General features: G+C 64.6%; 20 protein-coding genes and 1 tRNA gene. 10 read left to right on the top strand and 11 right to left on the bottom strand.

Annotation, left to right across the window (positions count from 1 at the left end; translation table 11 throughout):
- Positions 1-13: 13 nt before the first annotated feature.
- Both glgA and glgC read right to left on the bottom strand, forming a co-directional pair.
- Positions 14-1468 carry a glycogen synthase GlgA gene (glgA, locus tag XH83_RS27675; protein WP_194403802.1) on the bottom strand — a complete coding sequence of 485 codons (1455 nt, stop codon included), beginning with the start codon at positions 1466-1468 and terminating at the stop codon, positions 14-16.
- A complete protein-coding gene (glgC, locus tag XH83_RS27670) occupies positions 1465-2727 on the bottom strand; it encodes a glucose-1-phosphate adenylyltransferase (protein ID WP_194403801.1) in 1263 nt (420 codons plus the stop codon). The genes glgA and glgC overlap by 4 nt, the downstream gene beginning before the upstream one ends.
- A gap of 292 nt (positions 2728-3019) precedes the next feature.
- Here glgC and XH83_RS27665 point away from each other — a divergent pair, with 292 nt between their 5' ends.
- The 3 genes from XH83_RS27665 (at position 3020) to XH83_RS27655 (ending at position 5193) form a co-directional block, all read left to right on the top strand.
- A complete protein-coding gene (locus XH83_RS27665) occupies positions 3020-3448 on the top strand; it encodes a hypothetical protein (protein WP_194403800.1) in 429 nt (142 codons plus the stop codon).
- Positions 3449-3663: 215 nt separating this feature from the next.
- On the top strand, positions 3664-3978 hold the full coding sequence (locus XH83_RS27660) for a septal ring lytic transglycosylase RlpA family protein (protein WP_194403799.1): 315 nt from the start codon (positions 3664-3666) through the stop codon (positions 3976-3978).
- Between the two features lie 45 nt (positions 3979-4023).
- Positions 4024-5193, top strand: coding sequence for a Gfo/Idh/MocA family protein (locus tag XH83_RS27655; protein ID WP_194403798.1), 1170 nt, complete (start codon positions 4024-4026; stop codon positions 5191-5193).
- A 228-nt stretch (positions 5194-5421) separates the two neighbouring features.
- On the opposite strand, the gene XH83_RS27650 is transcribed toward XH83_RS27655, so the two are convergent.
- The 4 genes from XH83_RS27650 to XH83_RS27635 form a co-directional block, all read right to left on the bottom strand.
- Entirely contained in the window at positions 5422-6732 is a 1311-nt protein-coding gene (locus tag XH83_RS27650; RefSeq protein WP_194403797.1) for an ABC transporter substrate-binding protein, read from the bottom strand.
- Between the two features lie 166 nt (positions 6733-6898).
- Positions 6899-9406, bottom strand: a complete 2508-nt coding sequence (gene uvrA, locus XH83_RS27645) for an excinuclease ABC subunit UvrA (protein ID WP_194403796.1) — start codon at positions 9404-9406, stop codon at positions 6899-6901.
- Positions 9407-9661: 255 nt separating this feature from the next.
- On the bottom strand, positions 9662-10843 hold the full coding sequence (locus XH83_RS27640; protein ID WP_194403795.1) for a calcium-binding protein: 1182 nt from the start codon (positions 10841-10843) through the stop codon (positions 9662-9664).
- Positions 10844-11175: 332 nt separating this feature from the next.
- The gene (locus tag XH83_RS27635; RefSeq protein WP_194403794.1) at positions 11176-12393 is read right to left on the bottom strand and encodes an SMP-30/gluconolactonase/LRE family protein; all 1218 of its coding nucleotides are present in this window, start codon (positions 12391-12393) and stop codon (positions 11176-11178) included.
- A 324-nt stretch (positions 12394-12717) separates the two neighbouring features.
- Between XH83_RS27635 and XH83_RS27630 the strand changes: the two genes are divergently transcribed.
- The 6 genes from XH83_RS27630 to XH83_RS27605 all read left to right on the top strand — a co-directional run bounded on the left by XH83_RS27630 (position 12718) and on the right by XH83_RS27605 (position 18527).
- Positions 12718-12981 (top strand): hypothetical protein, encoded by a 264-nt coding sequence (locus XH83_RS27630; protein ID WP_194403793.1) that lies wholly within the window; start codon positions 12718-12720, stop codon positions 12979-12981.
- 685 nt (positions 12982-13666) lie between these two features.
- Entirely contained in the window at positions 13667-15229 is a 1563-nt protein-coding gene (locus XH83_RS27625) for a 2-isopropylmalate synthase (RefSeq protein WP_194403792.1), read from the top strand.
- 218 nt (positions 15230-15447) lie between these two features.
- Positions 15448-16452, top strand: a complete 1005-nt coding sequence (locus XH83_RS27620) for a TRAP transporter substrate-binding protein (protein WP_194403791.1) — start codon at positions 15448-15450, stop codon at positions 16450-16452.
- 244 nt (positions 16453-16696) lie between these two features.
- Positions 16697-17311, top strand: coding sequence for a Spy/CpxP family protein refolding chaperone (locus XH83_RS27615; RefSeq protein ID WP_194403790.1), 615 nt, complete (start codon positions 16697-16699; stop codon positions 17309-17311).
- 180 nt (positions 17312-17491) lie between these two features.
- A tRNA-Lys gene (locus tag XH83_RS27610) sits at positions 17492-17567 on the top strand.
- A gap of 141 nt (positions 17568-17708) precedes the next feature.
- Positions 17709-18527, top strand: coding sequence for a metallophosphoesterase (locus tag XH83_RS27605; RefSeq protein WP_194403789.1), 819 nt, complete (start codon positions 17709-17711; stop codon positions 18525-18527).
- On the opposite strand, the gene XH83_RS27600 is transcribed toward XH83_RS27605, so the two are convergent.
- The gene (locus XH83_RS27600) at positions 18524-18739 is read right to left on the bottom strand and encodes a hypothetical protein (protein WP_194403788.1); all 216 of its coding nucleotides are present in this window, start codon (positions 18737-18739) and stop codon (positions 18524-18526) included. The two genes, XH83_RS27605 and XH83_RS27600, sit on opposite strands and share 4 nt — an antisense overlap.
- A gap of 73 nt (positions 18740-18812) precedes the next feature.
- Between XH83_RS27600 and XH83_RS27595 the strand changes: the two genes are divergently transcribed.
- Complete coding sequence (locus XH83_RS27595) at positions 18813-19199, top strand: hypothetical protein (protein WP_194403787.1); 387 nt, start codon at positions 18813-18815, stop codon at positions 19197-19199.
- A 151-nt stretch (positions 19200-19350) separates the two neighbouring features.
- On the opposite strand, the gene XH83_RS27590 is transcribed toward XH83_RS27595, so the two are convergent.
- The 4 genes from XH83_RS27590 to XH83_RS27575 are packed head-to-tail and all read right to left on the bottom strand — an operon-like array spanning position 19351 to position 20268.
- Entirely contained in the window at positions 19351-19623 is a 273-nt protein-coding gene (locus XH83_RS27590) for a hypothetical protein (RefSeq protein WP_194403786.1), read from the bottom strand.
- Complete coding sequence (locus XH83_RS27585; protein ID WP_194403785.1) at positions 19623-19817, bottom strand: hypothetical protein; 195 nt, start codon at positions 19815-19817, stop codon at positions 19623-19625. The genes XH83_RS27590 and XH83_RS27585 overlap by 1 nt, the downstream gene beginning before the upstream one ends.
- The gene (locus tag XH83_RS27580) at positions 19817-19999 is read right to left on the bottom strand and encodes a hypothetical protein (RefSeq protein WP_194403784.1); all 183 of its coding nucleotides are present in this window, start codon (positions 19997-19999) and stop codon (positions 19817-19819) included. The genes XH83_RS27585 and XH83_RS27580 overlap by 1 nt, the downstream gene beginning before the upstream one ends.
- Positions 19999-20268, bottom strand: a complete 270-nt coding sequence (locus tag XH83_RS27575; protein WP_194403783.1) for a hypothetical protein — start codon at positions 20266-20268, stop codon at positions 19999-20001. Before XH83_RS27575 ends, XH83_RS27580 begins: the two co-directional genes overlap by 1 nt.
- Positions 20269-20895: the final 627 nt, after the last annotated feature.

Below are 20895 nucleotides of genomic sequence, written 5' to 3'. Positions count from 1 at the left end.
GGACGGTCATGCTTCAGGCGCGGGAAGTCATGAGATCACGATACAGCGCGGCATATTCGCCAGCGCGGCCACGCCAGGAGACGTCGGTCGCAAGGCCGTTTCGCTGCAGCCGGCGCCAGATCGGCTTGTCGTGGAAGGCGGTGTTGGCCTTGCGCAAGCTGCCGGCGAGGGCCTCCGCCGTCACGGGTGCGAACTTGAAACCGGTGGCATCGCGGCCGGAGGCGTCGGCCTCGCCGATATCGAGGATGGTGTCCTCGAGCCCGCCGACGCGTGAGACGATCGGGACGGCGCCATAGCGCAGCGCGCAGAGCTGGGTCAGGCCGCAGGGCTCGAAGCGCGAAGGCACGATCAGCGCGTCCGATCCGGCCTGGAGCAGGTGCGCCAAGATCTCGTCATAGCCGATCACGACGCCGATCCGGCCGGGATTGGCGCGGGCGGCTGCCTGATAGCGGTCCTGGAGATCACGGTCGCCGCTGCCGAGCAGCGCCAGCTGCATGCCTTCGCGCAAAATGGTCGGAATCGCCTCGAGCAGGAGATCGAGACCCTTCTGCCACGACAGCCGGCTGATGACGCCGAGCAGCGGCGCCTCATCCGAGGAATCGAGGTTGAACTGCTGCTGCAGCACCGCCTTGTTCGCGGCCCGGAACGTGAGGTCCTCCGCGCCGTAGCGGTAGGCGATGTGCGGATCGTCCTGCGGATTCCACACGGAGATGTCGATGCCGTTGAGGATGCCGCTGAGCACGCTTGCGCGTGCGCGCAACAGGCCGCCGAACCCCATGCCGCCTTCGTCGCTCTGGATCTCCCGCGCATAGGTCGGAGATACCGTGGTGATGCGGTCGGCGAATTGCAGGCCGGCTTTCAGGAAGCTGATGCCGCCGAAATATTCGAGCTCGTTGACGTTGAACGAGCCCCAGGGCAGGCCGATCGCCCCGATCAGCTCCGGCGCGAACTTGCCCTGATAGGCCATGTTGTGGATGGTCATCACGGTCGCGGGCCGCGGCCGATGGTCATAATGCAGATAGGCGGGTGCGAGCCCGGCCTGCCAGTCATGGGCGTGCACGACATCGGGAACGAACGTCGGAACGAGGCCGTGACCGATATCGGCGGCGACACGGGACAGCGCCGCAAAGCGCACGCCGTTGTCCGGCCAGTCGACGCCCTCGGAGGTGACGTAGGGATTGCCGGGCCGCGCATAGAGATGCGGCACGTCGAGCACGAACAAATCGAGCCCCTCGTGGGAGCCGGCAAGCAGCCGCCCGGGACCGCCGAAATAATCGGGCCAGGTCCGGAGCTCCGCCGCGCCGGAAACCAGCCGCATCACGTCGGGATAGCCCGGCATCAAGGTGCGCATCTCGACGCCGTGCGCCTTCAGCGCGATCGGCAGCGCGCCGGCGACATCCGCGAGGCCGCCGGTCTTGACGATGGGATAGACTTCAGAAGCGACCGCGAGGACGCGAACAGGCGTCATTTATTGAGCCCGTCGATCATCGGCTGGGTGATCAGCGAGATGCCCTGTTCGGTGGTGCGGAATCGCTTCGCGTCGAATTCGGGGTCTTCGCCGACGACGAGCCCTTCGGGAATCTCGACGCCGCGGTCGATCACGACGTTCTTCAGCCGCGCTCCGCGGCCGACATTCACATAGGGCATGATCACCGCGTTTTCGACATTGGCGTAGGAGTTGATGCGCACGCCGGTGAACAGCAGCGAGCGCCGCAGCGAGGCGCCCGAGATGATGCAGCCGCCTGAGACCAGCGAGCTCACGGCCTGGCCGCGCCGGCTTTCCTCGTCATGGACGAATTTGGCCGGCGGCGTGATTTCCGAATAGGACCAGATCGGCCAGGCGCGGTCGAACAGATCGAGCTCCGGCACCACGTCGGTGAGATCGATGTTGGCGGACCAGTAGGCGTCGACGGTGCCGACGTCGCGCCAGTAGGCGGTGTTGTTGCGGCTGGAGCGGACGCAGGAGGTCGAGAACTGGTGCGCGATCGCGCGGCCGTTCTTGACGAGATAGGGAATGATATCCTTGCCGAAATCGTGGTTGGAGTTCGGATCCTCGGCATCGCGCCTGAGCTGGTCGAACAGGAATCTGGCGTTGAAGACGTAGATGCCCATGCTGGCGAGCGAGACGTCCGGCTTGCCGGGCATCGGCGGTGGATCTTTCGGCTTCTCCAGGAACTCCTGGATCCAGCCGTTCTCGTCGATATGCATGATGCCGAAGCCACTGGATTCCGCGCGCGGCATCTCGAGGCAGCCGACCGTGACGTCGGCACCGCTCTCGACATGCTGGCGCAGCATCACCTCGTAATCCATCTTGTAGATATGGTCGCCAGCCAGCACGACGATGAAGCGGCAGGCGTGGGATTCGATGATGTCGATATTCTGGTAGACCGCATCTGCCGTGCCGACATACCACATGTTCTCGGAGACGCGCTGGCTGGCGGGGAGGATGTCGAAGCTCTCGTTGCGCTCGGGGCGGAAGAAGTTCCAGCCCATCTGAAGGTGTCGGATCAGGCTGTGCGCCTTGTACTGGGTCGCGACCGCGATCCGGCGGATGCCCGAATTGACGGCGTTCGACAGCGCGAAATCGATGATCCGGGACTTGCCGCCGAAATAGACGGCCGGCTTGGCGCGCCGGTCAGTCAGCTCCAGGAGCCGGCTGCCGCGTCCGCCCGCCAGGACGAACGCCAACGCCTGACGGGCGAGCGGTTCACTACCGACGGCACTCATGTCATCCTCCCAAACTCTGGCATTCGAGGCTTTTTGTCGCCAGAAGCCCCGCGGTCCCGCGCCCACTGGAACCGATAGTAACGGTACGCATAGTAAATCGGGAAGTAGGTTGTTGGTTGCGAACGCGGGAAGCTTAATGCTTTCGACTTGGCTATCCAGCAGCGCGCCATGCGCGGGACTTGTGCGCCGCACGCAAATCCGGGTTTTGAATCCGGACTTTGACTTGGCGCAAGGATGCCCGATCATGGCGTTGCGATCCTTTTCCAAGCAAAGTCAGACAGGGAGTAAGACGATGAGGATCTGGAGAACGGCAATTGCCTGTGCGCTGGCCGGCGCGGTCGTCGCCGGCGAAATTCAGCAGGCGGCGGCGGCCCCGCTGCCGACCAACGTCGCGACCATGAAGGCCGCAGCCAGCAATGACGTCACGCAGGTGCATTGGCGCGGCGGCGGCTGGGGCTGGGGCCTTGGCGGTCTCGCCGCCGGCGCGATCATCGGCGGCGCCATCGCCAGCGGCGGTTATGGCTATTACGGCGGTCCTTATTACGGCGGCTATGGCTATCCGGGCTACGGCTATGGTTATGCGCCGGCCTATTACGGCGGCTACGGTTACGCCCCGGTCTATCCGCGATATTATCGGCCGTATCGTCCGTATTACGGCTATGGCTACGGCTACCGCCCGTACCGGGTTTATCACCGTCACTATTATCGCCGCTATTGGTGAGCCCTCGGGCTCTGGCTTTGAGCATGATCCGCGCGCAAACGCGTTCCGTGTTTGCGCGCACAATCGCGTTGCGATGGAGCCGGCCGGCGTGGACTGCTCTTTCGCGGAAGTAACAATGTGTGATGGCACGGCCGCACGTTGCGCGCCGCAGGTTTGGAACTCCAGGGAACAAATCGTCGTTTGCAGTGCCGGGCGGGCCAACCGGGAGCGGTGCCGTGCGAGCGCAGCCGACGCTATTGTTTTGCCTAGCCATGTTTTCATTTTCAGTCGTTTCCGTTGCCCGCGCCGAAAGCGGGCTTGCCTCTTACTACGGCTATGGAAAAGCCGGTAAAGGCGGCGAACTCACCTGCGCCCACCGCACGCGCCCGTTCGGCAGCGTGCTCAGGGTGTCCTATGGCAGCCGCTCGATCCAATGCCGTGTCAACGATCGCGGCCCGTTCATCCGCGGCCGTATCGTCGATCTCTCGGTGCCCGCCGCCCGCGCACTCGGCATGATGAGCGCCGGCGTGGTGCGAGTCTCCGTGGAATAGGCCGGACCGCACGCTATAGTGCTGCCCAAAGCATTGGGGAGCACGATGGCAGGAATCAGGGTGGGACTCGTCGGCTGCGGCTTCGTGTCGGAGCTGCACATGTATGCGTTCCGGCGGGTCTATGGCGTGGACGTCGAGGTCGCGGCGGTCGCCGCGCGTGGCGAGAAAGTCATCCCGTTCGCGCAGCACCACAATATCCCGCGCGTCTATCGCAGCTTTGCAGAGCTGATCGCCGACGGCGAGATCGACGTCGTCGACATCTGCACCCCGCCCAATCTTCATGCCGAAATGATCGTCGGTGCCATGCAGGCCGGCAAGCATGTGATCTGCGAAAAGCCGTTCGCCGGCTATTTCGGCCGCGACGGCGACGCGCAGCCGATCGGCAAGCACGTGCCGAAGGCCCTGATGTACCAGCGCGTGATCGAGGAAATGGACAAGACCCGCGCCGCGATCGAGCGCACCGGAAAACTCTTCATGTACGCCGAGGACTGGGTCTACGCGCCCGCGGTGACCAAGACGGCGGAGATCATCAGGGCGACGAAAGACAAGATCCTGTTCATGAAGGGCGAGGAAAGTCATTCCGGCTCGCACGCGGCCCATGCCGCGCAATGGGCGATGACCGGCGGCGGCTCGCTGATCCGCATGGGCTGCCATCCGCTCTCGGCCGTGCTCTATCTCAAGCAGGTCGAGGCCAAGGCGCGCGGCGAGACCATTCGCGTCGCCAGCGTCACCGGCGACGTCGGCAACGTCACCGCGTCTCTCAAGCCCGAGGAGCGCGGCTACATCAAGGCCAATCCCGTCGATGTCGAAGACTGGGGCACGCTCACCACCACCTTCTCCGACGGCACCAAGGCGACCGTGTTTTCCGGCGACATGATCATGGGCGGCGTGCGCAACCTGATCGAGACCTACACCAGCGGCGGCTCGCTGTTCGCCAACATCACCCCCAACAATCATCTGATGAGCTACCAGACCAGCGAGGAGAAGCTCGCCAGCGTCTACATCACCGAAAAGGTCGATCGCAAAACCGGCTGGCAATATGTCTGCCTCGAGGAGGAATGGACGCGCGGCTATCTGCAGGAGATCCAGGATTTCATGGAATGCGTGGCGACGGGCCGGCAGCCGCTGTCGGACCTCGCGCTGGCCTACGAAACGATCAAGGTAAATTACGCTGGGTATTGGGCGGCGGAGGAGGGACGGCGGGTGGTGTTGTAGGGCCGCTGAAGAGACCACAGGCACGCTGCTATCCCTTCTCCCCTTGTGGGAGAAGGTGGCGCGAAGCGCCGGATGAGGGGTATCTATCCGAGAATTCAGACGGCGAGAGGTTCACGCGTGGAGAGAGACCCCTCACCCGTCTCGCCGCTTCGCGGCGAGCCACCCTCTCCCACAAGGGAGAGGGGAAGACGGCGCCTATGCTCGCTATCGATTTCAGCGCGTTCAATACTACGTCCCGTAGGTCGATCCCTTTGGCAGCGGAAACACTGGGTCTTGTGTGCGGATGTTGGTCGGCCACACCACCGAGATGTGCTCGCCGGCATTCTGCATCACCACCGGGGTCGAGCGCTCGTTCTGGCCGGAGAGCGGGGTGCCCGGCGGGAAGAATTTCACGCCGTAGCCCTGGATGGTGCCGCCGGCGGGAATGTCGACGTCGAGGGCGGCTTTGCGAATGGCCTCGGGCTCGAAGCTGCCGTACTTCTCCTTGGCGACCGGCAGCACGTTGTTGAGCAGCACCCAGGTCTGGTTGAAGCCCATCGAGCAATGCGGCGGCACGTCGGTGGCGCCGGTCTTGGCCTGGTAGCGCGAGACCATGGTCTTGATCAGATCGCCCATGCCCGGCGCGAGTTTGGACGGATCGAGCAATTGCGCCGGCACCGGATCGATGTTGCAGAAATTGTCGATGTCGGCGCCAAAGGTGGCGCGCAGCTTGTCGAGCTGGCTGTAGCCCGCGCCGGCGCCGAACAGCATCTTGAAGCGCAATCCGCTCTCGCGTGCCTGGCGCAGGAACAGGGTGATGTCGGGGTTGTAGCCGGCATGCGAGATCACGTCGGCCTTGGCGCGCTTGATCTTCGTCACCAGCACCGACAGGTCGGGCGCCGAGGCCGAATAGCCCTCGCGCAGCACGACCTGGATGCCGGCCTGCTTGGCATAGGCCTCGTCGGCGGCGGCGACGCCGACGCCGTAGGGCCCATCCTCGTGGATCAGCGCGACCTTGACCTCTTTGGGATCCATGCCGAGCTTGGCTTGCGCGTGCTCGGCGAGGAAGCCGGCAAAGGCCTGGCCGTACTGGTCGGAATGAATCTGCGCGCGGAACACGTATTGCAGGTTCTTGTCCTTGAACACGGCGGTCGAGACCGCGGTCGTGATCCAGAGGATCTTCTTCTGCTGCTCGACCTTGGCCGCCATCGGCACCGCGTGCGCGCTGGAATAGACGCCGTTGATGATGTCGATCTTTTCCTGGCTGATCAGCCGCTCGGCCTCGTTGATGGCGACGTCGGCCTTGCTCTGGGAATCCGCCGCAACGGGCACGATCTTGGTCTTGCCGCCGATGCCGCCCTTTTCGTTGACGAGGTCGATCGCGATCTGCGCGCCGACCGAGGAGGCGACCGAGCCGCCGGCCGCGAACGGCCCGGTGAGGTCGTAGATCAGGCCGATGCGCAAATTCTCGGCCTGCGCCTGGGCCCTGGTCCAATCGAGGCTGAGTGTGGCGGCGGCAGCCGCCGTACCCTTCAGCAGCTGCCTGCGTGAAGTCGGCATCCTATCCTCCCTCAAAACCGTCTTGTGTTTGGTTGTTATTGTTCCGCGAAGTATGGGGAACCGGATCGAAGAAAGTCAACATGGCGAAAGTCGAGGTCTGTCCGCGGCGTCCTGGAACGCACTTGCGAAATGACGGCGAGATGGCCCGGCGGCCAACGCCGCGTGGTCACTGCCTGAGACGGCTGGCCAGATAACGCGCCGTCTTGCCGCCGGCCTTGGCGACTTGCTCGGGCGTCCCCGCCGCGACGATGCGGCCGCCCTCGTCGCCGGCGCCGGGGCCGAGATCGATGATCCAGTCGCTGTGCGCGACGACGTCCATGTCATGCTCGATCACGATCACGCTACTGCCGGCGTCGACGATCCGCTCGAGCTGGGCAATCAGCCGTTCGACATCGCGCGGGTGCAGGCCGGTGGTGGGCTCGTCCAGCACATAGAGCGTGGGCCCGCGCTGCGGCCGCATCAGCTCGGTCGCGAGCTTGATGCGCTGGGCTTCGCCGCCGGACAATTCGGTGGCGGACTGGCCGAGCCGGATATAGCCGAGGCCGACCTCGCGGACAACCGACAGGGAACGGTTCAGCGTGGCATCGCCCTCGAAGAAGACGAAGGCCTCGTCGACGCGCATCGCCAGCACGTCCGCGATGGACTTGCCGCGGATCTTCACCTCCAGCGTCTTGTCGTTGTAACGCGCGCCCTTGCAGGTCGGGCAGGGCGCATAGACGCTCGGCAGGAACAGCAGCTCGACGCAGACGAACCCCTCACCCTCGCAGGTTGCACAGCGGCCTTTCGCGACATTGAACGAAAAGCGCCCGGCATCGTAGCGGCGCGACCTTGCCTGCGGCGTCGCCGCGAACAGTTTTCGCACATGGTCGAACAGCCCGGTATAGGTCGCAAGGTTGGAGCGCGGCGTGCGGCCGATCGGCTTCTGATCCACGACGACGAGGCGGCTCACCTGGTCGAGGCCGCCAACGATCTTGCCACCGAGGGTCTCGACCGTCGGGGCCAGGCTGTCGTCGTCGTCAGCGGCGAGCGTATGGCCGAGATGCGCGGCCACGGTGTCGACCAGGAACTGGCTGATCAGGCTCGACTTGCCGGAGCCCGATACGCCGGTGACGCCGGTGATGACGCCGAGCGGAATGTCGACGTCGAGGCCGCGAAGATTGTTGCGGACGACGCCCCTGATCTTCAGGTGCCCCTTCGGCTCGCGGCGATCAGCCGGCAGCGGCTTTCTTGGTCGCGAGAGATAATGGGCCGTTCGCGATTGTGCGATGTCGCCGAGCCCAGCCGGCGGCCCGCTATAGAGGATGAGTCCGCCGCCGTCGCCGGCGTCGGGACCGACATCCACCAGCCAGTCGGCATGCCTGATCACCTCGATCTCGTGCTCGACCACGAAGATCGAATTGCCCGCGCGCTTCAGCCGGTCCAGCGCCCGCAGCAGCGCCTCGGTGTCGGCGGGATGCAGGCCGGCGGACGGCTCGTCGAGCACGTAGACGACGCCGAACAAATTGGAGCGGACCTGCGTCGCCAGGCGCAGGCGCTGCAATTCACCGGGCGACAGCGTCGGCGTGCTGCGTTCGCAGGCGAGATAGCCGAGGCCGAGGTCGAGCAGCACGGCGAGGCGCGCCGTCAGATCCTCGCAGATGCGCCTTGCGACGACGATCTTCTCCGACTTGTCCGCCGAGGCCTTTGCGAACGGCCTGATCAACTCGTGCAGCTGCTTGAGCGGCAAATGCGACATCTCGGCGATGTCGAGCCCGGCGAATTTCACCTTGAGTGCCTCGGGCTTCAGCCGCGAGCCATGGCAGGTCGGGCAGTCCTGGGTGATCATGAATTGCGCGACGCGGCGCTTCATCATCGCGCTCTCGGACTTGGCATAGGTCTGCATCACGTAGCGCTTCGCGCCGGTGAAGGTGCCCTGATAGCTCGGCTCTTCCTTGCGGCGCAGGGCGCGCCTGACCTCGGCGGCATCGTAGCCGGCATAAACAGGAACGGTCGGCTGCTCCTCGGTGAACAGGATCCAGTCGCGGTCCTTCTTGGGCAGCTCGCGCCAGGGCTTGTCGACGTCGTAGCCGAGCGTCGTCAGGATGTCGCGCAGGTTCTGCCCCTGCCAGGCGCTCGGCCAGGCCGCGACGGCACGCTCGCGGATGGTCTTGGTGTCGTCGGGCACCATCGACTTCTCGGTCACGTCGAGCATCCGGCCGATGCCGTGGCAGGTCGGGCAGGCGCCCTCCGGCGTGTTCGGCGAGAACGATTCCGCATAGAGCATCGCTTGTCCGCGCGGGTAGTCGCCGGCGCGGGAATAGAGCATCCGGAGCAGGTTCGAGATGGTGGTGACGCTGCCGACCGATGACCGCGTCGTCGGCGCCCCCCGCTGCTGCTGCAGCGCGACCGCAGGCGGCAGGCCCTCGATGTCGTCGACCTCAGGGATCTGCATCTGGTGGAACAGGCGCCGCGCATAGGGCGACACCGATTCCAGATAGCGCCGCTGCGCCTCGGCGTAGATCGTTCCAAAGGCGAGTGAGGATTTGCCGGAGCCCGATACGCCCGTGAACACGACGAGGGCGTTGCGGGGAATGCGGACGTCGACGTTCTTCAGGTTGTGCTCGCGCGCGCCGCGGACCCGGACGAAGCCGTCGTCCTGCAGCAGGCTGTCGGATTGTCTTGGTCGATCGTCCATCTCGCCTCCTTCGGCCCCCGTGGGGAACAACGGCAGGATCGCAGGATGGGTCCTTTGATGCCAGCGCGCCTGCAAGGCTAAACAGCATGAGCGCTTGTCGAAACGGATGCCGCGCAGGCGATCCTCAGCCTGAGCGCCCGCCAACGGCGGGCGTCTCGAAGGATGGTCGCGGCCGAGCTCGCTGCCAAAGGCGATCGCCCTGCGGTGGCAGGGCGGGACCTTGCAAGAGGCGTTCGGCGGCCAGCAAGCCGCCCCTCAGACGATGAAGTCCCTGGCGTTGAGATCGGCGGCATGGACGCCGTCCAGCGTGATCGTGTCGCTGGCCGTCAGGTGAATCACCGCATTGCCGGCGCTGTCGTCGCTGATCAGGCTCTTCAGATCGGCCCAGCCTGCAAAGCCGTAAGCGTGGACGTCGATCACATCATGCTCCCGCGCGGTGCTGCCGGCGGCCTTGTTGCCCTGATCGAAATCGTTGATCACGTCCTGGCCCGAGCCTGCGTTGAACACGAACAGATCGTTGTTCGGCCCGCCCCAGAGCTGATCATCGCCGCCGCCGCCGTTGAGGAGGTCGCGGCCGCCCGTGATCGAGCTGCCCACGGCCGGGGCGTAGGTGTTGGCATCGCCATACAGCCAGTCGCCGCGCGCGCTGCCCACGAGGATGTCGTTGCCGCCATGCGCGTTGCCTGACATGTTCGAGGCATCACCGAACATGGTGATCGACGTCGAATCGGGATTGCCGTCGACGGCTGCGATCAGCACGTCGTCGCCGCCGCGGGCGTTGCCGCTCATGTAGTCCGCGTCCCCGGCCATGAACGCACCCCCGGATCGCGCTTCGGTGCCAACCGTGTAGACGAGAATATCGTTGCCGCCACGTGCCTCGCCCAGCATGTCGAGCGCATCGCCGAAGATCGATGCGGCGCCATAGACGCCGGCCTGGGTGACGTTGATGATGTCGTTGCCGCCTCGGGTCTCGTCGTTCATGGTCGTGCCCGCATCGCCGACGAACGTCCCGTACGCCCTGTCTCCCATCGTGCCTGTGATGAAATCATTGCCTCCGCGCGCGTCTCCGCTCATCGCCATCTCGGCGTCGCCGAACAGAGAGGTGGTCGTATAGATCGTATCTGTGGCGTCGACGTTGAGAACGTCATTGCCGCCATGGGCATGGCCGGACATCGTCCGCGCGTCGCCATCGACGGTGACATAGACGCCGAAGCCTGCGACATCAGCGACGAAATGGTCGTTGCCGCCGTGCGACCGTCCTTGCAGATCCTCATCGTCGCCGACCAGCAGCAGGGTGCTGGGCCCGCCATCGACTGTTGCGATCATGGTGTCGTTGCCGCCGCGGCCGTCGATCGGCAGACCGGGATCGCCGTATACGAGCACGAGCTCCTGGCTTCCCACGTTGGTGATGATCGTGTCGTTTGGCATATGGCGCATCGCGAAGGCTCCCCAGTTCATATCCGGCGCGGAGCGCGGCGAGCATCATGCCCGCGCGCCGCACTGCGGCCCTGCCGCGTCACACATCATCTTTGCTTTGATGGCGGAGATTGGCCCGCGGTGCAGCTTGATTGCGGCCGGGGAACGTCATCGGCGCGCGCGCGTCGTCAGGCTGTCATGAAACCCGGTGTCGCGCGGAGTGGGCAAAACGACTTGTCCGCTGCAGCTCGAAAAGCGAAGGCGGAAGCGTGCCCACGATCCCTTTGAGACGAAGGGAGATGGTGGGCACGGCGCTTTGCGCCATTGCCCACCCGACGATAGCTGGCTCGCCCTCAGCCGGGCCCCGCGCCCTGCGTTGCCGTGAACACCGCGTAAAGCGACTGGCTTGCGGCCATGAACAGCCGGTTGCGCTTGGGGCCGCCGAAGGTGATGTTGCCGCACACCTCCGGCAGGCGGATGCGGCCGAGCAACTTGCCCTCCGGTGACCACACCGTCACGCCGCTGTAGCCGACGGCGCGGCCGGCATTGCTGGAGGCCCAGACATTGCCGTTGACGTCGCAGCGCACGCCGTCCGGCCCGCACTTCACGCCGTCGACCACGCATTCGCTGAACTTCTTGAGGTTCGACAGCTTGTTGTCGCTGCCGACGTCGAACACGAAGATCTCGCCCTTGCCGCCGGGTCCGGTATCGCCCGGTCCCTTGCCGGTCGAGGCGACGTAGAGCTTCTTGTAGTCCGGCGAGAAGCAGAGGCCGTTCGGATCGGGCACCTGCTCCTCGGTGACGACGAGGTCGATGCGGCCGGAAGGATCGATGCGATAGCAATTGGTCGGCAGCTCGCGCTTGCCCGGTGTGAAGCCGGCTGGCTGTCCGATCCGCGGATTGAGCTTGCCGCCGGCATTGCTCGCGCCCCCCGCCGCATCCGGCTCGCCCTCGTAGAGCTGGCCGCCATAGGGCGGATCGGTGAACCAGTAGCTGCCGTCGGGATGCGCGACGACGTCGTTCGGCGAATTCAGTTTCTTGCCGTTGTAATTGTCGCAGAGAACCGTGGCGGTACCGTCATGCTCGTAGCGCGTCACCCGGCGGGTCAAATGCTCGCAGGAGAGCTGGCGGCCCTGGAAGTCGAAGGAGTTGCCGTTGGAATTGTTGGACGGGGTGCGAAATACACTGACGCGGCCGTCGTCCTCGCTCCAGCGCATCTGCCGGTTGTTGGGAATGTCGCTCCAGAGCAGATATCGGCCTTGCGCGCTCCAAGCCGGGCCCTCGGCCCACAACACGCCGGTGTAGAGGCGCTTGATCGCGGTGTTGGGCTGCGCGAGATCGTTGAAGGACGGATCGACCGCGATGATGTCGGGGTCCCAGAAATAAGTCGTCGGCGCGCCGTGCGGGCCGAAATCGCGCGGCGGGGTCGTGATGGTGGTCGGCGGTGCGGCGGGTCCGGTCTGGGCCAGCGCAGGGCCAGCGATGGTGGCGGCGGCGCCAAGCGCAAGCCCCCGGACAAGTGTTCGTCGTGAAAGCGCAAGCTCCTGCTCACGCTGTTCCTGGCGTGTCATCGCGTCCTCCCAAGTCATGTTCGGCTGGCCGGTTGATCCGGCCGAGCAACTGGAGGTTAATGCGGTCCAGCGCCGGTTGCGAGGGTGGAATTGGATGCGCACGATGCGCCGGAGCCGCAATCCCGTCATATTCGAATGCGTTCGGCGCGGACGCGCTTCGCGTCCTCTTTGCGCCGTTTGCAAGGCTCGAAAATGTTCCGCCGGCTTGAGCAAAAATCTGCCTGCGGCAAAGCGCGGCATGTCACGCATTCGGCCCGCTTCAAGCCATGATTTCGCGCGGATTGCCACGCAGACACCGTGCGGGGGCAATGAACGGAGTTGAGAGTGGCTGGCGTCGTCGTATTGATCGTATTGCTGGGGGTCGCGTTCGCGGCCGGCTATTTCACGCGTGACACCATCTCCAACAAGCGGCGCGCCGAAGCTCGCCGCTGGCGGGAATATAGCGAACCGGATTGGCTTCCCGCCAACCCACCCGCCAACACCAACGACATCGCCAGCGCCATCACGGCAGTGCCCGTGGTCAACGGCGAGCTCGGCCAGATGCTGAGCCGCTGGGAGACGAGAGCCCGCGCCCGCCGCGCGGGATAGGGGCAAGTCCACTCGCGCAGAAATATTCCACTTTACCGAAATTCGGAAATGGCGCATATGTCGCCCATCCCGGCTCATCCAGAGGGCGATCTCGAACTCGTCTTGATCGCGAGCCGGGCTTACGGTGGACGCGGCAGCGTCGGCACGAGAGGGGACGAGCAGGGCGGGTAGTCCCCGTGCGCAACGAAGCAAGCCAGAACTGCCTCCGCGGAGGGATTTCGGATTGCCTGCCGCCTTTGGGTCTCGGCTCTGCGCCGCATCGCTTGCGCGCCTGCAGCGGGTCCAGGCACGAAGCGGGGGAAGGGGTGGCAATCAAGTCAGCCCTCTTGACCATCTTTTGGCGTTGCAGTTGCGGCCATTTCTCGTCTAGAAACAGGCCACTGAGCCTCCCGGCAACCAACCGTCAACGGTTTTGACCGAGAATTTGTGGGCTCAAAAGGGTCTGGCAATGCTGATTCGCGGCCAAATCGAGGGGATTTCGGGGGAGGTGGCTCTGGCCGCCGCCACGATCCCGGCTGCGCTGCTGCCCACCCTCCTGATTGGCGGGCTTCTTCTTAGCTGCCCCTGAGGGCCGGCTGGGCGCCATGCGCCTGGGCGCTCAGGGGTTGGTCGAGATCACCGGACACCTCAAGCGCCAGGGACCAAGACGGCCTGAACGGCGCAAAAGCTCAAAAGGAAATTTGAAATGGCCACCGTGAACAAGTCCGAGAAGGACCGCGTCATCATTTTCGACACCACGCTGCGCGACGGCGAGCAGTGCCCCGGCGCCACCATGACCTTCGAGGAAAAGATCGAGGTCGCCGAGTTGCTGGACGATATGGGTGTGGACGTCATCGAAGCCGGCTTCCCGATCACCTCGCAGGGTGACTTCGAAGCGGTGAGCGAGATCGCCCGCCGCTCCAAGAACTCCGTCATCGCCGGCCTGTCCCGCGCCCATCCGGCCGACATCGACCGCTGCGCCGAGGCGGTGAAGTTCGCCAAGCGCGGCCGCGTGCACACCGTGATCGCGACCTCGCCGCTGCACATGCGGGTGAAGTTGAACAAGACGCCGGAAGAAGTGCTCGAGACCTCGGTCGCGATGGTCGCGCGCGCCCGCAACCAGATCGACGACGTCGAATGGTCGGCGGAGGACGGCACCCGCAGCGAGATGGACTTCCTGTGCCGCATCGTCGAGGCCGTGATCAAGGCCGGCGCCACCACGGTGAACATCCCCGACACCGTCGGCTACACCGTGCCGGAGGAATACACCCACTTCATGAAGACGCTGATCGAGCGCGTGCCGAACTCGGACAAGGCAGTGTTCTCCGTGCACTGCCATAATGATCTCGGCATGGCGGTCGCGAACTCGCTGGCCGGCATCGTCGGCGGCGCGCGCCAGGTCGAGTGCACCATCAACGGCATCGGCGAGCGCGCCGGCAACGCTGCGCTCGAGGAGATCGTGATGGCGATCAACGTGCGCAACGACAAATTCCCCTACTGGAACAAGATCGACACCACCCAGCTGACGCGCGCCTCGAAGGTGGTGTCGGCGGCAACCTCGTTCCCGGTCCAGTACAACAAGGCCATCGTCGGCCGGAACGCGTTCGCGCATGAGAGCGGCATCCATCAGGACGGTGTGCTGAAGGACGCCTCGACCTACGAGATCATGCGGCCCGAGATGGTCGGCTTGAAGCAGTCCTCGCTGGTGCTCGGCAAGCATTCCGGCCGCCATGCCTTCGTGCACAAGCTGGAGGAGATGGGCTACAGGCTCGGTCCGAACCAGCTGGAAGACGCGTTCACGCGGATGAAGGCGCTGGCCGACCGCAAGAAGGACATCTACGACGAGGACATCGAGGCGCTGGTCGACGAGGAGATGGCGGCCTCGCACGACCGCATCAAGCTGACCTCGCTGACCGTGATCGCCGGCACCCATGGCCCGCAGCGCGCGACCATGAAGCTGGACGTCGACGGCCAGATCAAGATCGAGGAAGCCGAGGGCAACGGTCCGGTGGACGCGGTGTTCAACTGCATCAAGCGCCTGGTGCCGCACGAGGCCAAGCTCGAGCTGTACCAGGTCCACGCCGTCACCGAGGGCACCGACGCGCAGGCGGAAGTGTCGGTACGTTTGTCGCAGGACGGCCGCTCGATGACCGCACGCGCGGCGGATCCGGATACCCTGGTGGCATCCGCAAAAGCCTATCTCGGCGCGCTCAACAAGATCGTCATGAAGCGCCAGCGCGATACGGTTACGACGGCGGCAGCGGGCTGACGGACGAAGTTGGTCATTCCGGGGCGATGCGAAGCATCGAACCCGGAATCTCGAGATTCCGGGTCTGGTCCTTCGGACCATCCCGGAATGACAGTCTGAGAGATGCCTGCCCTGCTAACGGCCAATAGCAGCGTAGCCCGACGGCCTGTATTGATTCTGTCGGCATGAGGATTGGCCGCCCGCGCGCCGGGCGGTCCAGATAATAACAGGGAGAGAACATGCGCACCTTCGCGATCGCCGCGTCCATCGCGGCATTGGCACTCGGGCTGGCCGGGCCGGCGTCGGCTCAATCGCCGATCGTCATCAAATTCAGCCACGTCGTCGCCACTGACACGCCGAAGGGCAAGGCAGCGGAGAAGTTCAAGGAACTCGCCGAGAAGTACACCGCCGGCAAGGTCAAGGTCGAGGTCTACCCGAACTCGACGCTGTACAAGGACAAGGAAGAGCTCGAGGCGCTGCAGCTCGGCAGCGTGCAGATGCTGGCACCGTCCAACTCCAAGTTCGGACCGCTCGGCATCCGCGAGTTCGAGGTGTTCGATCTGCCCTACATCCTGCCCGACCTGAAGACGCTGCGGAAGGTGACGGAAGGGCCGCTCGGCACGCGGCTGCTCAAGCTGCTGGACGCCAAGGGCATCACCGGCCTTGCCTATTGGGACAACGGCTTCAAGCAGATGAGCGCCAACAAGAAGCTGGTGACGCCCGCCGACTACCAGGGCGTCAAGTTCCGCATCCAGTCCTCGCGCGTGCTGCAGGCCCAGTTCAAGGCGCTCGGCTCGCTGCCGCAGGTGATGGCGTTCTCGGAAGTCTACCAGGCGCTGCAGACCGGCGTGGTCGACGGCCAGGAGAACACCTGGTCGAACATCTATACCCAGAAGATGCACGAGGTGCAGAAGTACATCACCGAGACCAATCACGGCTACATCGGCTACGTCGTGATCGTGAACAAGAAGTTCTGGGACGATCTGCCGGCGGACATCCGCGATCCCCTCACCATGGCGATGAAGGAAGCCACCGACTTCGGCAATGCGCAGTCGCAGAAGGAGAACGACGATGCGCTCGCCGAGATCAAGAAGAGCGGCAAGAGCGAGATCATCAAGCTCACGGCGGAGCAGAGCGAGGCGATGCGCAAGGCGATGGAGCCGGTCTACAAGGACGCCGCGGGCCGCATCGGCCAGCCGCTGATCGACGAATTCCTGAAAGAGGCCAAGAGCGCCACAAATTGAGAGCGCCACAAATTAAGAGCGCGACCAACTGAGGGCACGGCGAACCGATCCGTCCGAGCGATGAACGAAGGCTTCCGTGCGGCCTGCACGGAAGCCTTTTTGTTGCGAATGATTTCCAGCTTGCGGCCGGAGGTAAAATCGGTCGTTACATCTTGGTAAGGACGCGCTCCCTGTCCAAGTTGTAAGTTGCGTGTCAGCCGCACCGCGCCCATCTTCATGAACATCCTTCCAGAGGAGGTACGTCATGAGAAAGTTCACCATCGCCGCCATCGCCGTGCTCAGCATTGCCGGCTCGGGCGCGGTCTATGCCCAATATCATCGCCCGTGGATGGAGCATGTCCGCCACATGCGCATGAACCCGGAGGACCGCGCCGCCTTCGTCGACGCGCGGATCGCCGCCGTCCATGCCGGGCTGAAGCTCAACGCCGATCAGGAGAAGCTGTGGCCGCCGGTCGAGGCCGCCGTGCGCGACTTCGCCAAGCTGCGCATCGATCGCGCCAATGCGCGGATGAATGGTCCCGGCGACGCCGGCAAGGACGCTGCAAAGGACGCCGACAGGCCGGAAGATCCGATCGCCCGCCTGCGTCAGCGCGCCGAGGACATGGGCGCCAGCTCCGCGGCCCTGAAGAAGATCGCCGATGCCGCCGACCCGCTCTACAAGACCCTGGACGACGGCCAGAAACGGCGCCTCGCCGTGCTGACCCGCCACCGCGGGCCGTTCGGCGGCGGCGAGGACGGCCCGCGCCACTTCATGGAACGCGGCATGGGCCGCATGATGGATCGCGGCATGGAGCACTTCCATCACGAGCGTTTCGACCGCGACGGCGGGGAGGGCCGCGACCGCGAGGGCCGGCTCTGAACAAAGCGGGCTCTTGCGGGGATCAGCCCCGAAATTAACCTTGGCGAAGCCGCTGGAATCCAGCGGCTTTTCGCTTTTCCGGCGTTGTGGAAGAACCTTGGAAAACTTGCGTCCGATCGCTTGCCAGACCCGGATCGCTTTGCTAAACGACCGGCCTCGCAAGGCTTTGACCGGCCTTTCGGGCGCATAGCTCAGTTGGTAGAGCAGCTGACTCTTAATCAGCGGGTCCCAGGTTCGAGCCCTGGTGCGCCCACCAAGCTTCCCTTTCATATCGTTGACGTAAATCGCTTGGCGATCCTTCGCGAGAAGACGCTTCGCGCCGCTGGGGGCGAACTGGGGGCAAATCGCTCCAACATATCGCGTTGCCTCTTGCAGCCGCCGGCGCGATCGTCCGGCCATGAAGCTGTTCATCGCATCCGACCTGCACATCGAAGCCTGGGATCACGGCTACACCGTTCCGCAGAACCTCGACTTCGACGTCGCGGTGTTCGCCGGCGACGTGCATCATGCCCATCGCGTGACGAGCTGGCTGACCAACCAGCGCGGCCTGTGGGGCAAACCGGTGCTGTTCGTCGCAGGCAACCACGAATACTACGGCTCCATCCTGGAGGACGCCGCCGCCACGATCCGCGAGCGGACGCGCCCCACCAACGTGACCTTCCTCGATGCCGACGCGGTGCCGATTATCGACGGCGTCCGCTTCCTCGGCTGCACTTTGTGGACAGACTACAGGTTCGAAGCGGAAAGCCAGGCAGAGGGCATCCGCGCCGGCCGGTGGATCAACGACCACAAGTCCATCAGGACCACGCCAGGCGCGGAATTCCCGGCGCCGTTCACGCCATTGGAAGCCTACAAGCGCCATGTCGCCGAACGGCGCTGGCTGACCGATCGGCTCGCCGAGGAGCATGACGGACCGACCGTGGTGATCACCCATCATGGGGTTCACCCGAATTCGCTGCACGAACGCTACTCCGACGAGGGCGCGATCAACGCTTCGTTCATCAGCGATCTGTCCGCCATCATCGAGAAGTACAAGCCATCGCTATGGGTGCATGGGCACGTTCACGACAGCTATGATTATACCGTCGGCAGCGACGGCGGCGGGACGAGGGTCATCGCGAACCCGCACGGTTACGCCTGGGCCATCAATCCCGGATTCATACCCGACCTCATCGTCGAGATCCCGGACTGGGCGCCCCGTCCGCGCTTCCGCTAGTCCTTGCGCTTCGGCACGCGCCGGCCGCGAAGGAATCCATGCGAGGCCTTGGCATAGACGTCGGCGAGCTCCTGCTCGAGCATCCCGTTCGCGACGATCAGCGCCTTGATCGTCTGCATCAAGTCGCCGCCGCACGCCTCGATCGCCTGCGCGGCCGCGACCTCCAGCTCGACGGCCTCGTCGACGGGTTGCTGCTCGACGGGGTCGGCCATGGCGAAGGATTCCTGATTGACGGAGAAGCCATGTTGTTCTCTATTCGTTCTACGGTCAATTGGAGTCCAGCGTATGGCCGGAAGAAGGTGTGCAGAGTGGCGGTTTCCAACCGCGAAACAACAGAAGGCGGAGGAGACGGCACGCCGCCTGGCCGAGGCGCAGCGGCGCCGCGTTTCCGTCGACGACGAGGACGCCTGGTGGGACGCGGTCCTGCGGGATCCGCGAGCGGGGACCGACCGGCCGGCGGCCAGGCTGACGCTCGGCGAGATCCAGGCGAAGGAATTGACGGTGTCGTGCCTGCGCTGCATGCGCGGCGTCCGCGAGTATCGACGCGACCTGATCGCACGCTGGGGCGCCGACGCTCTATGGCGTGACGTCGGTCAGCGGCTGCTGAACGAACGCTGCGAAATCAGGACCGGGAGTCATGAGGACGACGGGTGCTGGCCGGATTTCAGGTGAACCGGCGCCTGATCGTGCAACTCGTCGAGAGTGATGAGCCCGTTTACGTACGCCTTGACGAGATCACTAGCTCCTGATCCTACGACGCCATCGCAATCCGTTGCGGCGTCGATCAAGACGGCCCAAGCGCGGAATGCGCTGCGGTCCTCCATCACGCGATCTCCTCGCCGATGAAGTATGGAAGACCGTCTTCGGGTCCCATCTCGACAGCGACCCGATAGCGCTTGGGTAAACCGTAAGTCAGCACACCGTTGCCAGGGTCGCACCATCTGACCTCGACATCGCTCGGCTCGTCACCAAGCTTGCCGGGCCCATAGAGTCTCTCGCACCAATGCTCGGCGACCATGCAGGCTTCCCAGTCGTCTGACGCCTTGGCGTCGTCGAACTGGCGGTCTCCGATGTGCTTGATAGCCCAGAACCCCATCACACGCTCTCCTTCCGCTGTCCGATCGTGCCGTAGACGGCCTCCAGATCCCTGAACGCAGCGTCCATGTTCTCGACGTGCTGGCGCGCCTTCGCGAACAGCCGGTGGCGCCGGGATCCGGGATCGAAAGGATTCGTCGGACCGCGATAGGCGGCCTCGCGGGCGGCGATGCGGTCGTCGCGCTTCGCGGACATCACTTCGATCTCCTGTTGCGCTTTTTCTTCGGCATGCGCTTCTCCCAGTCGCCGCGCGCAACCTGATTGCGCGGGTGGTGGAGAGTGTCCCTCACGAACGAGAAGAGGCCCGCCGGCCGCACGGCGTCCCGCACCGCGTGGACTACCTCCGTGATATCGAGATCTTCGACGGCGCGCTGCATCAGATGAATCTCACCTTCTTGCCCATCGATAGTGAAGCGAGAACCTCGCGCTGATAGAGCGGGATCCGCGGCGGCCACGCCGGCGCCGGCGGGTGCATGTTTGGGTCGTAGCCCCGCGCGACATCGACACCCATGGTGACGAAGATGACATCGTCAGTGATGTGGACGTCGCCGGCCACGGGCTCCAAGTTGCACGTCACGGCGTCGATCTCCGGCGCGGGCGGCGGCGTCATCGACGAGCTGTCGAACAGGCGGCGGTCGGACGGCATCAGAGCAACGCCTCAAGACGCTTCCCAAGTCGACGATATCGGCGCACGCGGCGTGGATGTATGCCACTTCGTGCGGCTCGATCTCGCGCAGTGGCTTTGTGACCATATGTCCGGCCGCCACCGTTAGCGCCTTCGCGAAGGCTGCAGGTCCCAGGCCAACACCCTTCCGCAATTCTTCCAGTCCTGCGATGTCCATACACGCCTCCGAAATCAGCGAGGGTTCCGCCTCCTGGGTCACCCACAACCCGTCGTCTCGATCCGCGTCGAGCTCGCCTAGTTGAACCGCGGTGCGGGTCCCGAAGGCCATCCCGCTATTATCGCCGCTCTGCCCTGGTTCGTTCGCCTGGGACGACGGGAATCATCTCAGCCTCCTTGACAAGGACGAAGCGCAATCTGCGCCAGGTCGCGGAAAAATTTCCGGAGGTCCGATGGAAGTTCGCGCCTTTTGGGAAGCTAAGCCGTCTTAGGTATCCTATGGGGCCGACCACTGCGCCTCTGTGACGACGGCGACGCGGGCGCAGCCCAGCGCTTCAGACACCGCGCGCTCGACCTGAGCCAACGTGTTCCTCATCATGCCACGCCTTTGCACGACGATAACTAATTGACCGTTCACGACTTCTGAGTGAA

It is taken from the genome of Bradyrhizobium sp. CCBAU 53351 (assembly GCF_015291745.1).
Taxonomy (GTDB): Bacteria; Pseudomonadota; Alphaproteobacteria; order Rhizobiales; family Xanthobacteraceae; genus Bradyrhizobium.
The sequence above is the reverse complement of the archived record's forward strand: the minus strand, read 5'-3'. Positions and strand labels throughout refer to the sequence as shown.

Excerpts from the sequence above, each read along its gene's own strand:
- glgC (WP_194403801.1), bottom strand. The coding sequence starts at position 2,727 with ATGAGTGCCGTCGGTAGTGAACCGCTCGCCCGTCAGGCGTTGGCGTTC.
- uvrA (WP_194403796.1), bottom strand. The coding sequence starts at position 9,406 with ATGGACGATCGACCAAGACAATCCGACAGCCTGCTGCAGGACGACGGC.
- XH83_RS27635 (WP_194403794.1), bottom strand. The coding sequence starts at position 12,393 with ATGACACGCCAGGAACAGCGTGAGCAGGAGCTTGCGCTTTCACGACGA.
- XH83_RS27575 (WP_194403783.1), bottom strand. The coding sequence starts at position 20,268 with ATGCCGTCCGACCGCCGCCTGTTCGACAGCTCGTCGATGACGCCGCCG.
- XH83_RS27600 (WP_194403788.1), bottom strand. The coding sequence starts at position 18,739 with ATGGCCGACCCCGTCGAGCAGCAACCCGTCGACGAGGCCGTCGAGCTG.
- XH83_RS27655 (WP_194403798.1), top strand. The coding sequence starts at position 4,024 with ATGGCAGGAATCAGGGTGGGACTCGTCGGCTGCGGCTTCGTGTCGGAG.
- XH83_RS27605 (WP_194403789.1), top strand. The coding sequence starts at position 17,709 with ATGAAGCTGTTCATCGCATCCGACCTGCACATCGAAGCCTGGGATCAC.
- XH83_RS27665 (WP_194403800.1), top strand. The coding sequence starts at position 3,020 with ATGAGGATCTGGAGAACGGCAATTGCCTGTGCGCTGGCCGGCGCGGTC.
- glgA (WP_194403802.1), bottom strand. The coding sequence starts at position 1,468 with ATGACGCCTGTTCGCGTCCTCGCGGTCGCTTCTGAAGTCTATCCCATC.
- XH83_RS27580 (WP_194403784.1), bottom strand. The coding sequence starts at position 19,999 with ATGCAGCGCGCCGTCGAAGATCTCGATATCACGGAGGTAGTCCACGCG.
- XH83_RS27595 (WP_194403787.1), top strand. The coding sequence starts at position 18,813 with ATGGCCGGAAGAAGGTGTGCAGAGTGGCGGTTTCCAACCGCGAAACAA.
- XH83_RS27640 (WP_194403795.1), bottom strand. The coding sequence starts at position 10,843 with ATGCGCCATATGCCAAACGACACGATCATCACCAACGTGGGAAGCCAG.
- XH83_RS27650 (WP_194403797.1), bottom strand. The coding sequence starts at position 6,732 with ATGCCGACTTCACGCAGGCAGCTGCTGAAGGGTACGGCGGCTGCCGCC.
- XH83_RS27590 (WP_194403786.1), bottom strand. The coding sequence starts at position 19,623 with ATGGGGTTCTGGGCTATCAAGCACATCGGAGACCGCCAGTTCGACGAC.
- XH83_RS27625 (WP_194403792.1), top strand. The coding sequence starts at position 13,667 with ATGGCCACCGTGAACAAGTCCGAGAAGGACCGCGTCATCATTTTCGAC.
- XH83_RS27620 (WP_194403791.1), top strand. The coding sequence starts at position 15,448 with ATGCGCACCTTCGCGATCGCCGCGTCCATCGCGGCATTGGCACTCGGG.
- XH83_RS27585 (WP_194403785.1), bottom strand. The coding sequence starts at position 19,817 with ATGTCCGCGAAGCGCGACGACCGCATCGCCGCCCGCGAGGCCGCCTAT.
- XH83_RS27615 (WP_194403790.1), top strand. The coding sequence starts at position 16,697 with ATGAGAAAGTTCACCATCGCCGCCATCGCCGTGCTCAGCATTGCCGGC.